This window comes from Streptomyces sp. NPDC101225, from assembly GCF_044767585.1.
GTDB lineage: Bacteria > Actinomycetota > Actinomycetes > Streptomycetales > Streptomycetaceae > Streptomyces.
Genome location: NZ_JBIWOE010000020.1, coordinates 126,470 through 140,455, shown reverse-complemented (window position 1 = coordinate 140,455; position 13,986 = coordinate 126,470). Strand labels below are relative to the sequence as shown.

11 protein-coding genes are annotated in these 13,986 nt (G+C 71.1%); 3 read left to right on the top strand and 8 right to left on the bottom strand.

Annotated elements, in window-relative coordinates; all coding sequences use genetic code 11:
* Window positions 1-18 precede the first annotated feature (18 nt).
* The 3 genes from ACIRPX_RS26490 to ACIRPX_RS26480 are packed head-to-tail and all read left to right on the top strand — an operon-like array spanning window position 19 to window position 3,825.
* Window positions 19-534, top strand: coding sequence for a PadR family transcriptional regulator (locus ACIRPX_RS26490; RefSeq protein ID WP_404199333.1), 516 nt, complete (start codon window positions 19-21; stop codon window positions 532-534).
* The gene (locus tag ACIRPX_RS26485) at window positions 531-1,280 is read left to right on the top strand and encodes an ABC transporter ATP-binding protein (protein WP_404199330.1); all 750 of its coding nucleotides are present in this window, start codon (window positions 531-533) and stop codon (window positions 1,278-1,280) included. Before ACIRPX_RS26490 ends, ACIRPX_RS26485 begins: the two co-directional genes overlap by 4 nt.
* A gap of 40 nt (window positions 1,281-1,320) precedes the next feature.
* Window positions 1,321-3,825, top strand: coding sequence for an ABC transporter permease (locus ACIRPX_RS26480; RefSeq protein WP_404199328.1), 2,505 nt, complete (start codon window positions 1,321-1,323; stop codon window positions 3,823-3,825).
* Window positions 3,826-3,843: 18 nt separating this feature from the next.
* Here ACIRPX_RS26480 and ACIRPX_RS26475 read toward each other — a convergent pair whose 3' ends face one another.
* From ACIRPX_RS26475 to ACIRPX_RS26440, 8 genes are all read right to left on the bottom strand, one after another.
* Entirely contained in the window at window positions 3,844-4,728 is an 885-nt protein-coding gene (locus ACIRPX_RS26475) for a hypothetical protein (protein ID WP_404199325.1), read from the bottom strand.
* Between the two features lie 94 nt (window positions 4,729-4,822).
* Window positions 4,823-6,478: a glucose-6-phosphate isomerase gene (gene pgi, locus ACIRPX_RS26470; protein WP_404199322.1), complete on the bottom strand. Its 1,656-nt coding sequence runs from the start codon at window positions 6,476-6,478 to the stop codon at window positions 4,823-4,825.
* Window positions 6,479-6,669: 191 nt separating this feature from the next.
* Window positions 6,670-7,005, bottom strand: coding sequence for an RNA polymerase-binding protein RbpA (locus tag ACIRPX_RS26465; protein WP_003976875.1), 336 nt, complete (start codon window positions 7,003-7,005; stop codon window positions 6,670-6,672).
* Window positions 7,006-7,218: 213 nt separating this feature from the next.
* The gene (secG, locus tag ACIRPX_RS26460; RefSeq protein WP_404199401.1) at window positions 7,219-7,449 is read right to left on the bottom strand and encodes a preprotein translocase subunit SecG; all 231 of its coding nucleotides are present in this window, start codon (window positions 7,447-7,449) and stop codon (window positions 7,219-7,221) included.
* 114 nt (window positions 7,450-7,563) lie between these two features.
* A complete protein-coding gene (gene tpiA / locus ACIRPX_RS26455) occupies window positions 7,564-8,340 on the bottom strand; it encodes a triose-phosphate isomerase (RefSeq protein WP_404199319.1) in 777 nt (258 codons plus the stop codon).
* A gap of 5 nt (window positions 8,341-8,345) precedes the next feature.
* Window positions 8,346-9,557, bottom strand: coding sequence for a phosphoglycerate kinase (locus ACIRPX_RS26450; RefSeq protein ID WP_404199316.1), 1,212 nt, complete (start codon window positions 9,555-9,557; stop codon window positions 8,346-8,348).
* A 128-nt stretch (window positions 9,558-9,685) separates the two neighbouring features.
* Complete coding sequence (gene gap, locus ACIRPX_RS26445) at window positions 9,686-10,693, bottom strand: type I glyceraldehyde-3-phosphate dehydrogenase (RefSeq protein ID WP_404199314.1); 1,008 nt, start codon at window positions 10,691-10,693, stop codon at window positions 9,686-9,688.
* A 227-nt stretch (window positions 10,694-10,920) separates the two neighbouring features.
* Complete coding sequence (locus ACIRPX_RS26440) at window positions 10,921-13,875, bottom strand: M14 family zinc carboxypeptidase (RefSeq protein WP_404199312.1); 2,955 nt, start codon at window positions 13,873-13,875, stop codon at window positions 10,921-10,923.
* Between the last annotated feature and the right edge of the window lie 111 nt (window positions 13,876-13,986).

Sequence of the window (13,986 nt, the reverse complement as noted above, 5' to 3'; positions counted from 1 at the left end):
ACCAGGAGGAGGGGACGAGTGCGCCTGCCCCTCCTGGCACTGCTGGCCCGCGGTCCCGCGCACGGCTACGAGCTCAAGCAGGACCTTGAGCAAGTGCTGGGGTCCGCGTACCCTCAGCCCAACGTCGGCCAGATCTACGTGACCCTCGGCCGTCTCGAGAAGCAGGGGCTGATCGAGGGCGAGGACGTCGAGCAGTCGAGCCGGCCCAACAAAAAGGTCTACCACCTCACCGAAGCCGGGCGGGAAGCGCTGCGCGCCTGGTTCGAGGAGCCCGAGGACGAGCCGCGGGTGCGGGACGAGTTCTTCATGAAGCTGGCACTCGCTCCGCAGACCGGTCTCGCCGACCAGATCGCCCTCATCAACCAACAGCGGCGGCAGTACCTCAACACCATGCGCAACCTGTCGAAACTGGCCGCCGCCGAGAACCGGGACAACCGCGTCGCGCACCTGCTGATCGAGGGCGCGATGCTGCACCTCCAGGCCGACCTGGACTGGCTGGAGCGGTGCCAGGAAGAGCTGGAGGAGCTGGAGTGAGCGACGGTCCCGCTCCCGTGCTGCAGGCCGAGGGCCTGGTCAGGACGCACTACGGCGAGGGCGCGCCGGCCTACGCCGTGCGCGGCGTCGATCTCTGCGTACGGCAGGGCGAGTTCGTGGCCGTCACCGGCCCGTCCGGCGCCGGCAAGTCGACGCTGCTGCACCTGCTGGGCGGGCTCCAGCGGCCGGACGCCGGCAGCATCCGGCTGGACGGCGCGCGCACGGACGCGTGGAGCGAGGCCCGCTGGGCGGTGGAGCGCAGGAAGCGCATCGGGATCGTCTTCCAGTTCTTCAACCTGGTCTCGAACCTCTCGGTCGCCGACAACGTGGAGCTGCCCGCACTGCTGGCCGGGGCGGCGCCCCGGCAGGCACGCGCCGAGCGCGAGGACCTGCTGGCCGAACTTGGGCTCGCCGGCAAGGAGCGGAGCATGCCGGGCGAGCTGTCCGGCGGCGAGCAGCAGCGGGTCGCACTGGCCCGGGCCCTGGTCAACCATCCGCCGCTGCTGCTGGCCGACGAACCCGCGGGCAGCCTGGACAGCAAGGGCACCCGCGAGGTGATGCGGCTGCTGTCCCGCTTCCACCAGCGCGGCCAGACGATCGTGCTGGTCACCCATGACGCCCGGCTGGCGAGCGCCGCGGACCGGGTGATCAGCTTCTTCGACGGGCGCATAGCCGACGACGCCGCGCTGGACGGCAGGCCGGCCCGCGGGACCGGGATATCGGGCGTGCTGGAGCTCAGGGACTGACATGCGGGCGTACGACCACCCCGGGAAGGGCTGAGGCGCCGTGCGAGCGACGTTGCGCTGGGCGCACTCCGATCTGCGGACGCACCGCGGCGAGGCGCTGTTCCTGGTCCTCGCCACCGCCGGGATCGTGGCGTCGCTGCTGCTGGCGACCGCCCTGTTCGGATACGCCACCAACCCCTGGCAGCGGATCTTCACCCAGGAACGCGGCGCCCAGGACGTATGGATCCACACGTCCGTGTCCGCCCCGGTGAGCAAGCTGGCGGACCTGGACGGCGTGGACTCCGTCGCCGGCCCCTACGCCACCGTGTCGACCACGCTCGCCTCCCGCGGCACCCGCGCCTCGGTCGAACTGCGCGCCACGCCCGTGCGCCCCTCCGTCGGCCGCCCGCTGCTCACCTCCGGCCACTGGCTGGACTCCGCCACCCCCGACGGCGTGGTCCTGGAGACCCGCCTCGCGCGCGCCCTGCTGGCCGAGCCCGGCGACACGCTCACCCTGCCGGGCACGGCGCGGACGGTGACCGTCGTCGGCGTCGCCGACAGTGCCGAGCCGCGCTACCGGGCCGGCGAGCACCCGGGGCTCGTCTGGGCGCTGCCGTCGGCCGTGTCCCGTCCGAACGGGCAGGTCATCGGCCTGCGCCTGGCCAACCCCGACGACACCGGCTACGCCGTCCAGCGCGCCGTCACCGTCCTCGGCGCCGGCGCCATCGGCGAGGTCTCCACCTGGCAGCAGGCCCGGGCCGAGGCACAGGGCGACAACCGGCTGCTCGGCCAGGTGCTCGGCCTGTTCGGGCTGGGCGCCCTGGTCGCCGCCGGCCTCGCCGTGCACGGCGCGATCGCCACCCGCATCCGCGGCCACCTGCGGGACATCTCGGTCCTGAAGGCGATCGGCTTCACGCCGGGCCAGGTCGTCCGCGTCTTCCTCTTCCAGCACATCGCCTACGCCGTCCTGGGCGCGGTCGGGGCGGCGGCGCTCACCCAGGCGCTGGGCAGCCGCCTGCCCGGCCGCCTCGGCGACGCCCTCGGCGTCTGGCAGGGCCTGCCCGGCCACACGGTGGCCCTGTTCGCCGTCCCGGTCGGCGCGGTGCTGTTCATCGGCGCAACCACGGGGCTGGCGGCGTGGCGGGCGGGCCGGGTCCCACCGGTTCCGGTGACCCGGCCGGCGGTCGCGCGGGGCGGCGACGGGCTGCGGGGGAGGGTACGGCGGGCGTTCGGCGGGCGGCCCGCGGCGGCCGGCGCCACGGCCTCGGTCTCGGTCACCGCCGCACGGGCGGCACGCCGTCCGGCGGGGACGGCCCGGGCGGTGCCGGGAGCCGGGACCGCGGCGGCCGGCGCGCGGGGCACCGGTCCGGATCACCGCGGCGCCGCGGGCCTGCCCACCGCCGCGCCCTCCGCCGGCCGGCTCCCCGCGATGGCGCGGCGGGCACTGGGGCTCGGGGTGCCGCCCGCGCTCGTGCTGGGCTGGCACACGACCTTCGTACGGCGGCTGCGGTCGCTGGCGACCGTCGCGCGGCTGGCGCTGCCGCTGCTGCTGATCGTCGTGGCGATGAGCGCCTGGACGACCATCGACCGCTTCCACAGCAGTCCCGAGCGGATCGGCCTGCCGGCCGCGCTGAGCGCTCACCCCGACACCGGCCTGGGCGACCGCGCGGCCCACGCGCTGCTGGTACGTGATCCGCAGGTGGCCGCCGCCTACCCCGGCGTCGAGGTGGCCGCCCTGGTCCCCGGCCAGACGGCCACGATCGCGCTGCGCGGCCTCGGCACCCGCCGGAACCCGTACCCGTACACCCTGGCCGAGGGCCGCCCCGCGCGCGCCGGCGACGAGGCCGTGGCCGGGCAGGGGCTCCTCGACCTGCTGGACGTCCGGGTCGGCGACTGGGTGCGGATGACGGTCGGCGACCAGCCGCAGATCCTGCACATCGTGGGCCGCAGCATCGAGCCGGAGAACGCGGGCCGGGTCATCTCCACCTCGCTCGACACCCTGCGCGAGAACGACCCGCACCTCACCCCGACCCTCTACCTGCTCCGCCTGCGCCCGGGGGCCGACCCGCACGAGGTCGCCACCCGGCTGACGGCCGCCGGGCACGGGCACCTGGACGTGCACGCCGTGACCAACCCGGCCGACGGGCTCTCGCCCCTGCGCTCGGTGGTCGTCGGGCTGATCGTCGTCCTCGCCCTCATCGGGCTGATCGAACTGCTGACGGCGATCGGCGGCACCGTCCGCGAGGGCGAGCGCGACCTGCTCGCCCTCAAGGCCATCGGCCTGTCCCCGCGCCAGATCACCGGGATCACCGTCACGGCCACCGGCTGCACCGCCCTGGCCGCCGTCCTCGTCGGCACGGCGCTCGGCACACCTCTCGCGCGCTGGCTGATCGACGCCCAGGGCAGATCGAGCGGCATCGGGGCGGGGATCGCGCAGAGTCCCGCCCCGGTCCTGCTGGTGCTGTTCGGTGCGGCGGCGGTGCTGGGCGCGGCCGCCCTGGCGGCCCTGCCCGCGGCGCGCGCGGCCCGGCGTCGCCTTGCGGACACCCTCGGCGCGGTGGCCTGACCCGGGCGGCCGGCTCGGTCAACTGCCGTACGGATTAGCCGAGTTGCGCGGGCTGTAGGGCGGAGGCGGGCCGTAGGGATGGTGGCCGTACGGCGCCTGAGGCACGTGAGGCCCGTACGGATGGCTCCGCGGCGCGTACGGCGGTGGCGATGGCGCGACCGGCGGCAGCACGGCCGGATGGGCCGTGAGCCGGATGCCGTGGCGCCGGCTGAGCCTGCGCAGCTCCAGCAGCGCGATCGCCGTGACGGTCACGGGAGCGCCCAGGATGAACACGACCCCCATCGTGAGGCTCAGGCCGTGCAGGTCCCCCGTGACGAAGTCAGGAACGGCCATCAGCCAGGTCGTCACGGTGGCGAGCAGCGGCGGCAGCCCGCGGTGCACGGCGGCGGTGCCGAAGAAGTTCCCGGTGAGCCTGACCGCGCCCGCGATCACGAAGAGGGCGAGCCAGAGACCGGCGAGGCTCAGCACGAGCTTCGCCACGATGCCGAAGACGTCGCCCAGCCGGAAGATCAGCACCGTCGTCAGGACCGAGCCGATGAAGAGCAGCAGCAGCTTGAACGCGTTGACGAGGGGGACCTTCAGCTGCCGCACCGTGCCGCCGCGCCGCCAGACCCAGAGCATCACACCGACCGTGAGCGGGGTGATGAAGAACAGGACGGCGGAGGCGGTCGCCGCGTTGTCCAGCATCTCGTCGAAGGCGAACCCGCCCTGGACGAAGGTGTAGACGCCGAGCGCCGCGACCGCTCCGGCGATGACCCGTATCCGCTTGAGCTGCTCCACCGACGGGTCGACGGCCTCGGGGATCCACGCCGGGTGGAACACCGCCCGCGCCACGTGGTGGGGCTTCAGAAAGGTCCGGGCGGTCAGCCTTCGGCCGAGCCAACTCCCCTGCGCGCCAGTCACCTTGTGCTCCCCCGAGCGGTCGTTTTCGTGATCGCCCAGGGAGTCTACGGGAGACGGACGGCCGGGCGCCGTCCGCCTCTCCCGGGCCGCCGCGTCACGAACGGCCGCGCAGCTCCCGGTACTTGGCGACCAGCGCCTTGCTGGACTCGTCCAGCCCGGGCACCCGGGCGCCCTCGGTCAGCGCGGGCTCGACCCGCTTGGCCAGTACCTTGCCGAGCTCGACGCCCCACTGGTCGAAGGAGTCGATGTTCCACACCGCGCCCTGCACGAACACCTTGTGCTCGTACAGCGCGATCAGCTGGCCGAGCACGGACGGCGTCAGCTCGCGGGCGAGGACGGTGGTCGTCGGGTGGTCGCCCTGGAACGTCTTGTGCGGCACCAGCTCCTCCGGCACGCCCTCGGCCCGCACCTCCTCCGGCGTCTTGCCGAAGGCCAGCGCCTGCGTCTGGGCGAAGAAGTTGGCCATCAGCAGGTCGTGCTGCGCCTTCAGCGTCCCGCTCAGCTCGGCGACCGGCTCGGCGAACCCGATGAAGTCCGCCGGGATCAACTTCGTTCCCTGGTGGATGAGCTGGTAGTAGGCGTGCTGTCCGTTGGTGCCCGGCGTGCCCCACACCACCGGCCCGGTCTGCCAGTCGACCTCCCGCCCGTCACGGCCCACGTGCTTGCCGTTGGACTCCATGTCGAGCTGCTGCAGATACGCCGTGAACTTCGACAGATAGTGGCTGTACGGCAGCACCGCGTGCGACTGGGCGTCGTGGAAGTTGCCGTACCAGATGCCCAACAGGCCCAGCAGAAGCGGCACGTTGGACTCGGCGGGTGCGGTCCTGAAGTGCTCGTCGACGAGCCGGAACCCGTCGAGCATCTCGCGGAATCGGTCCGGGCCGACGGCGATCATCAGCGACAGGCCGATCGCCGAGTCGAAGGAGTACCGGCCGCCGACCCAGTCCCAGAACTCGAACATGTTGTCCGGGTCGATGCCGAACTCGGTGACCTTGCCGGCGTTGGTCGACAGCGCCACGAAGTGCTTGGCGACGGCCTCCTGGCCCGCCTTCAGCTCGTCGAGCAGCCACTCGCGCGCCGAGGTGGCGTTGGTGATCGTCTCGATGGTCGTGAAGGTCTTGGAGGCGATGATGAACAGCGTCTGGTCCGCGTCCAGGTCGCGCGTGGCCTCGTGCAGGTCGGCGCCGTCGACGTTCGACACGAAGCGGACCGTCAGACCGCGGTCGGTGTAGCCGCGCAGCACCTCGTGGGCCATGGCCGGGCCCAGGTCGGAGCCGCCGATGCCGATGTTGACGACGTTCTTGATGCGCTTGCCGGTGTGGCCCGTCCAGGCGCCGGAGCGGACCCGGTCGGCGAAGCCCGCCATCTTGTCGAGCACGGCGTGCACCGCCGGCACGACGTTCTCGCCGTCGACCTCGATCACCGCGTCGCGCGGGGCGCGCAGCGCGGTGTGCAGCACGGCACGGTCCTCGGTCGTGTTGATCTTCTCGCCGCGGAACATGGCGTCCCGCAGGCCGAAGACGTCCGTGGCGGCGGCCAGCTCGCGCAGCAGCCGCAGGGTCTCGCCGGTGGCGAGGTGCTTGGAGTAGTCGACGTACAGGTCGCCCACCTGCAGCGACCAGGCCGAGCCACGTCCCGGGTCGGCGGCGAAGAGCTCCCGCAGACCGGTGCCGGCGAGTTCCTCACGGTGCGCCGCCAGCGCGGTCCACTCGGGCGTCTGGTTGAGCCTGGTACGGCCGTCTGCGTTCATGTCCGACTTCAGCCTTCTCTCGTCCCTGTCCCAGCGGTTCCAACCTAATTGATCAGCGCGGACGTGAGCCGTCATGGCGTCGTCGTCCGGCACGACAACAGGTACGTTCCACCGGCGGCCGGGTATCGATGCGAAGGCGGACAGGACGGCTCCGGCCAGGCACCCCTCGGTACCCGGCCGGTTGTCAAGTCCTAGATCTCGCCCCGCAGTTTGGCGAGCGCCTCGGCGAGGATGGCCTCGCCGTCCGCATCGCTGCGCCGCTCCCTGACGTACGCGAGGTGCGTCTTGTAGGGCTCGGTGCGCGGCGGGTCCGGCGGGTTGTCCCGGTCCTGTCCGGCCGGGAAGCCGCAGCGCGGGCAGTCCCAGGTCTCGGGAACCTGCGCGTCGCTGGCGAAGCTGGGCTGCGTCTCGTGCCCGTTGGAGCACCAGAAGGAGATGCGCAGACGCGGCGCGGACTCGCCGCGCTCGGCCTCGCCCATCGGCCCCGCCCCGACCCGGCTTCCTCGGATCGCGTTGCCACTTGCCACGGTCGTAACTCCCTGCGTGATGGTGCCGCGAAGCGAGTCGGCGTTTCGCTCCGTTGCGAGCGCCTCAGTCTACGTAAGGCCCAACGCGCGTCCAGTGATTGGAGTTACAACCTCCGCACCCAGACGCAAGCCCCATGATAGGCCGCGCTCAGCTGCGCGTACCGAACATGGGGCCTTACGTGCGGAATGCGGGTGCTGTGTGTGTATTGCTGCTCAGCTGTTCGTCTTCATGAGGATGCCGAGCACGACAATGCACGCGAACCACATCAGACCGATCACCACGGTGATGCGGTCCAGGTTCCGCTCGGCGACCGAGGAGCCGCCGACGGACGACTGCATGCCGCCACCGAACATGTCGGAGAGACCGCCGCCCTTCCCCTTGTGCATCAGCACCAGCAGCATCAGCAGCAGGCTGAAGACGATCAGGGCGATCGAGAACCCCAAAACCACGGCTGGACCAACTCTCTCGGATTCGGATGAACGACGGGGGCACAGCCACACAACTGTGCCCCCGCAAGGGTACGACGTATCGCCGCTACCGCATACTCCCAGCTCGTGTCACTGGTCGCGGAAGCGCACGATCTTGACGAACTCGTCCGCGTCCAGCGAGGCACCGCCGACCAGGGCGCCGTCGATGTCGGCCTGGGCCATGATCTCGGCGACGTTGCCCGACTTCACGGAGCCGCCGTACTGGATGCGCACCTTGTCGGCCAGGTCCTGGTCGTACAGCTCGGCGATCTTGCCCCGGACCGCGGCGCAGACCTCCTGCGCGTCCTGGGCGCCGCAGACCTTGCCGGTGCCGATGGCCCACACGGGCTCGTAGGCGATCACGACCGACTCGGCCTGCTCGGCCGTGAGGTCCTTCAGACCGCCCTCGACCTGGGCGAGCGTGTGCGCCACGTGGTTGCCCGCGTCCCGCACCTCCAGCTCCTCGCCGACGCACAGGATCGGGGTCAGACCGTGCTTGTAGGCGGCCTTGACCTTGGCGTTCACCTGCTCGTCGGACTCGTTGTGGTACTGCCGGCGCTCGGAGTGACCGACCACCACGTAGGTGCACTTCAGCTTGGACAGCATCGGGCCGGAGATCTCGCCGGTGTAGGCCCCGGAGTCGTACGCCGAGATGTCCTGGGCGCCGTACTTGATCTTCAGCTTGTCGCCGTCGACCAGCGTCTGCACGGAGCGCAGGTCGGTGAAGGGCGGCAGGACGGCGACCTCGACGGCCTCGTAGTCCTTGTCCGCGAGGGCGAAGGCGAGCTTCTGGACGTGCGCGATGGCCTCGAGGTGGTTGAGGTTCATCTTCCAGTTGCCCGCCATGATCGGCGTGCGCGTGCTCATGCGGTTCAGTCCTCCAGTGCGGCGAGGCCGGGGAGCGTCTTGCCCTCGAGGTATTCGAGGGAGGCGCCGCCGCCGGTCGAGATGTGGCCGAATGCGGTCTCGTCGAAGCCCAGGAGGCGGACGGCCGCGGCGGAGTCGCCGCCGCCGACGACCGTGAAGGCCGGGGAGTCGAGGAGTGCCTGGGCGACCGCCTTGGTGCCCTCGGCGTAGTCGGGGTGCTCGAAGACGCCCATCGGGCCGTTCCAGAAGACGGTGGCAGCGTCGGCGATCTTCGAGGCGTACAGCTTGCGGGACTCCGGACCGATGTCCAGGCCCATCCGGCCGGCGGGTACGGAGTCCGCGGCGACGGTCGTGGGGTTCGCGGGGGCCTTCGTCTTCAGGTCCGGGAACTCGGCGCCGACCACCACGTCGACCGGCAGGACCAGCTCGACGCCGGTCTTGTCCGCGCGTTCGATGTACTCCTGGACCGCCGGGATCTGGTCCTCCTGGAGGAGGGACGTGCCGATCTCGAAGCCCTTGGCCTTGAGGAAGGTGTACGCCATGCCGCCGCCGATGAGGATGCGGTCGGCCCGGCCGAGCAGCTCGTCGATGACGGCGAGCTTGTCGGAGACCTTGGCGCCGCCGAGCGCGACCACGTAGGGCCGCCGGACCTCGTCGGTGAGCTTCTTCAGGACGGCGACCTCGTTCGCGATGAGGTAGCCGGCGTAGTGCGGCAGGCGCGCCGGCAGGTCGAACACGGAGGCGTGCTTGCGGTGCACCGCGCCGAAGCCGTCGCCGACGTAGACGTCCGCGAGGGCGGCGAGGCGGTCCGCGAACTCACCGCGTTCGGTGTCGTCCTTGGAGGTCTCCCCGGCGTTGAAGCGCAGGTTCTCGATGACCGCGACCTGGCCCGGCTGCAGGCCGTCCACGGCGTCGTGGGCGGCGGGGCCCACGGTGTCCTGGGCGAACGCCACGGGCGCGCCGAGGAGTTCGCCGAGCCGCTCCGCGGCGGGCAGCAGCGAGAAGGCCGGGTCCGGGGCCCCCTTGGGGCGGCCGAGGTGCGAGGCGACGACGACCTTGGCGTCCGCCTCCACGAGGGCCCTGACGGTGGGCAGCACGGCGCGGATGCGGCCGTCGTCGGTGATGGTGGTGCCGTCCAGCGGCACGTTGAGGTCGGCGCGGACGAAGACCCGCTTGCCGGCCACTCCTTCGGCGAGGAGTTCGTCGATCGTCTTCATAAGGGCTCCTGGTGAGGGTGCTCTGATCGTACGAGGGCTGTTCTGTACGTGAGTCAGGGCCCGGGCGGCGCGTCCCTGCGCCGCCCGAGCCCTGCGTTCACACCGAGTCGCCTGCTCCGTGGATCAGATCAGAGCTGGTTGCCGACGAAGACCGTGAGGTCGACCAGGCGGTTGGAGTAGCCCCACTCGTTGTCGTACCAGCCGAGGATCTTCACCGTCGTGCCCTCCTGGACCATGGTCAGGGAGGAGTCGAAGGTGCAGGACGCCGGGTCGCTGACGATGTCCGAGGAGACGATCTGGTCCTCGGTGTAGGACAGGTAGCCCTGCAGCTCGCCCTCGGACGCCTTCTTGAAGGCGGCGTTGACCTCGTCCTTGGTGACCTCGCGCGACAGCTCCACGACGAGGTCGGTGGCCGAGCCGGTCGGGACCGGGACGCGCATCGCGATGCCGTCCAGCTTGCCCTTGAGCTGCGGGAGGACCAGGGCGGTGGCCTTCGCGGCACCGGTCGTGGTGGGGATGATGTTCTCGGCGGCGGCACGGGCGCGGCGCAGGTCCTTGTGCGGGAAGTCCAGGATGCGCTGGTCGTTCGTGTACGCGTGCACCGTCGTCATCAGGCCCTTGACGATGCCGAAGTTCTCGTCGAGCACCTTCGCCATCGGCGCCACGCAGTTGGTGGTGCAGGAGGCGTTGGAGATGACGTGGTGCTGCGCCGGGTCGTACTTGTCCTGGTTGACGCCCATCACGATGGTGATGTCCTCGTCCTTGGCCGGAGCCGAGATGAGGACCTTCTTCGCGCCACCGGCGAGGTGCTTCGCGGCGTCTTCCTTCTTGGTGAAGATGCCGGTCGACTCGATGACGATGTCGACGCCCAGCTCGCCCCACGGGATGTCGGCGGGGTTGCGCTCGGACAGGACCTTGATGGTGTGCCCGTCGACGGTGATCGTGTCGGCTGTGTGCGACACCTCGGCCTTGAGGCGGCCCAGGATGGTGTCGTATTTCAGCAGATGAGCGGTGGTCGCGGTGTCACCCAGGTCGTTGACAGCCACGATCTCGATGTCTGCACCCTGCTCCAGCAGCGCGCGGAAGTAGTTGCGACCGATACGACCGAAGCCGTTGATGCCTACGCGGATCGTCACGAACCGATCTCCTCGTTGGTACGCCGGCCATGCGGTGCCGGCGAGCTCTGTTTGGGATGTCCCCGACCACCCCCGACCCTACCTCCCTGGGGCCTTCGCGGTGACATCGAGATGCCGCATACTCGGGCAGGCGGTCCGTACCCGCCAGTAGGGGTACGGACCGCCCGCCCGTCGGAACCGATCACTCGTTTTGACTATGGTGAGCCGGTCAGCGTTGACCGGGGAGTTCACCCTTCGAGGGCCGCGAGCGCCTTCCTCACGAAGGTGTCGCGGTCGGCCGCCGCCGTGAGGTGCTCGAGGCCGAAGCCCAGCAGCACGGTCCGGTCGGTGGTGACCGCGCCGTACGTCTGGAACAGCGTGCCGGTGCGCGCCCAGTCCTTGAGCGCGGCCGGGCTGCCGGGCGGCGGTCCGGGCACGCGCCAGGCGCCGAGCGAGGTCTCGAAGCCCTCGGTCTGCGTCGCCGTGCCGTTCAGGACGAGCGAGGCCTCGTCGGCCAGGACGCCGTGCCCGCCGCTGCCCGGGTCGGTGACGTAGGTGATCGACACCTCGACGGACCGGCCGGCGTAGGCGCTCAGGTCGTAGCCGACCTGCTGCCAGCCGTGGGAGGCGCCGGTGAGGCTGTTCCAGGTGCCGCTGGTGCCGGTCGGGGTGCAGCCGTCGGGGGCGAAGGTGAGGTAGTGCCCGAGCCACGGGTGCTCGTTCACCAGGAAGCCCGCCTCGCACTCCGTCGGGACCTTCTGGCTGCTCGCGCCGCCCTCCTCCGGGAGCGTCGTCCAGTCGTCGCCGCCCGTGCCGTGGGCCTCGACGATCACGTGGTCGTAGCCGGGCTCGGTGTCCCACAGCAGCCGGCTGCGCAGCGTGGGCCGCTCGGCGGCGGTGACACCGGTGAGGTCGACGGTGCGGGTGAGGCGCTTGTAGGAGTCGTCGGTGTGCACGGCCGCCGCCATGTAGGAGCCGGCGTACGGCCCGTACGGGTTGACGGTCCCGGCGAACCGGCCCGCGCCCGCGCTCGCGAACTGCGGGTGGCCGGCGGCGGGCAGTTCCTCGGAGGTGACGCCGTAGGTGCCCGCCTTGTCGAGCGGGTTGCCGGGCGCCGCGCCGAGCGGGCCGCCGGCCCCGGCGAGCGCGCCGGAGCCGGTGAAGCCGGTGGCTCCGGGCGTGGACGTACGCGAATAGGCGCCCAGGTAGTACTGGCTGAAGTCGTTGGACAGGGTGCCGTCGCCGAGGTCGACGTAGCCGCCGGCCTGTTCGCCCGCCTCGATCAGCTTGCCGCCCTCGTTGAGGTAGGCGCGCAGCTGGAGTTGGGTGGCGTTGCCCGGGACGCCCGCGCCCGTGTAGTGGACGACGGTCCTGAAGTGCCCGAGCACCCCGAGCGCGTCGGGCGCGCCCTGGGTCGCGACGTCCCAGACGATCGCCCTGGGGCCGTTCGCCCTCAGCGCGTCGACGTACGTCCGCGCCTGCGTGGCGGTCGCGCCCTCCTCGGCGACGACGAGCGTGTCGGCCTTGGGCCGGTGCGCGACGGTGTAGGTGAAGTGCCGGCCGGCCGCCCTCCTGCCGTGCCCGGCCTCGCCGGTGAACCACACCTCGACCGTGTCGCCCGGGTGGCCGCCCCTGACCTTCGCCCGGTACTCGTCGAAGTGCAGGTTGTCGTCACCGCCGTAGGTCTCGCCGCCCTGCCAGGCCCTGAGCGGCACGGCGTGCCTGCGGCCGCCGTTCACCCGGTAGATGAGCCTCTTGTGGCGGACGGCCTTGCGTGCGACGACGGAGACCTCCTGGTCCGCGCCGCGCGCGTACGACGTGGTGAACGCGGCCGGGGTAAAGTCCGCCGCGGTCAGGCCCAGCGACGAGGACGGCCTGTCGGGGTGCGCGGCGGTCTCGGCGACCGACAGCGCGAAGGGGATGTTCTTCGCGAACTCCTGCTGGATCAGGTGCTCGTCGTCCGGGAAGTTGAACACGGAGCGGCAGTCGGCCGCGTTCCACCGGTCGTTCGGGTCGGCGTTCGAGGCGGTCTGGCAGGTCGACATCTCGGGGGTGAACATCGACATGCCGTTGACGTTCGCCGCGTGGCCGTCCGCCTCGCCGTTGGTGGTGTACAGCTCCGAGGAGACCTGCGGGCGGTAGCCGGGGATCGCGGAGTCGTCCGGGCTGCCGGCCAGGGCCTGGTAGAGCACGTCGTCGGGCGTGGGCGTGGCCACCTGCCAGCCGACGCCGTAGAGCAGCAGTTCGGCGGCGGAGTGGTAGTTGATGCCGTAGGAGAAGCCGATGCGCTTCTGGAAGGCGTCGATCGCCCGGGTCTCGGGTTCGGAGCCGGGGCTCGCGCCGCGGTAGGTCTCGCTGGTGGGGTTCGGGGACGAACCCTCGTCGTCGTAGCCCCACTTGTAGGCGAAGTTGCGGTTGAGGTCGACGCCGTCGCCGGTGGAGATGACGCCGTCGCCGTTGACGTCCCGCAGGTTCTTGCGCCACAGGCGGGTGCCGGAGTCCTTGAAGGTGTAGTCGTAGCCGTCGGGGTTGGCCGAGATCACGAACCACAGCTCGGTGGAGTCGACGAGCCTCCTGACCCGCTTGTCCGTCCTGTAGTGGTCCAGGTAGTAGTGCATCAGCCGCCGGGTCATCTCGGGCGTGATCCACTCGCGCGCGTGCTGGTTGGACATGTAGAGCACGGAGGGCCTGGAGCCGTCCTTGGTCTTCTTCGCGTTCTTGGTCAGCTTCAGCGCGAGGATGTCCTGACCGCCCACGGTCCTGCCGATGGAGACGACCTTGGTGAGGCCGGGGTTGCGCTGCCCGGTGCGGACGATCTCCTCCTTCAGCCCGCCGCTTCCGCCGTACGGCCGGAACACGCCCTGGGCCGCCCCCTCGACCCGTGCCTCGGCCTTCGCCGACAGCGTGTGCTCGGTGAGGCCGACGCCCTGCTTGTCCAGCTTCCGGGCCTGCCGGCGGGTGAGGTAGACCTCGACCGGGGCGGTGCCCTTCTCCGGAACCTGCTCACCCAGTTCATGGCCGTCCTGTCCTGCCGCGAGCAGCAGAGGTACCTGCCGCGCGGTGACGTCGGCGCGGTAGACCCGGACCTCGTCGGGGTCGGAGGCCGGCGAACTTCCGTTCTGCGCCCGGGCGACGGGTGCGAGGCTCGCCCCGCCGATCAGGAGCGCGGCGACAGCGAGGATCGATCTCGCTCTGTGTCTCATGAACCCCCCTAGCAGTTGATCACCACAGCAGCGAACTGTTGCCAGGCTCATGACAGTTCATGATCGAGTCAAGAGCGCCTCAAGGACAGGGAAAAGCGGGTGCCGCCACCC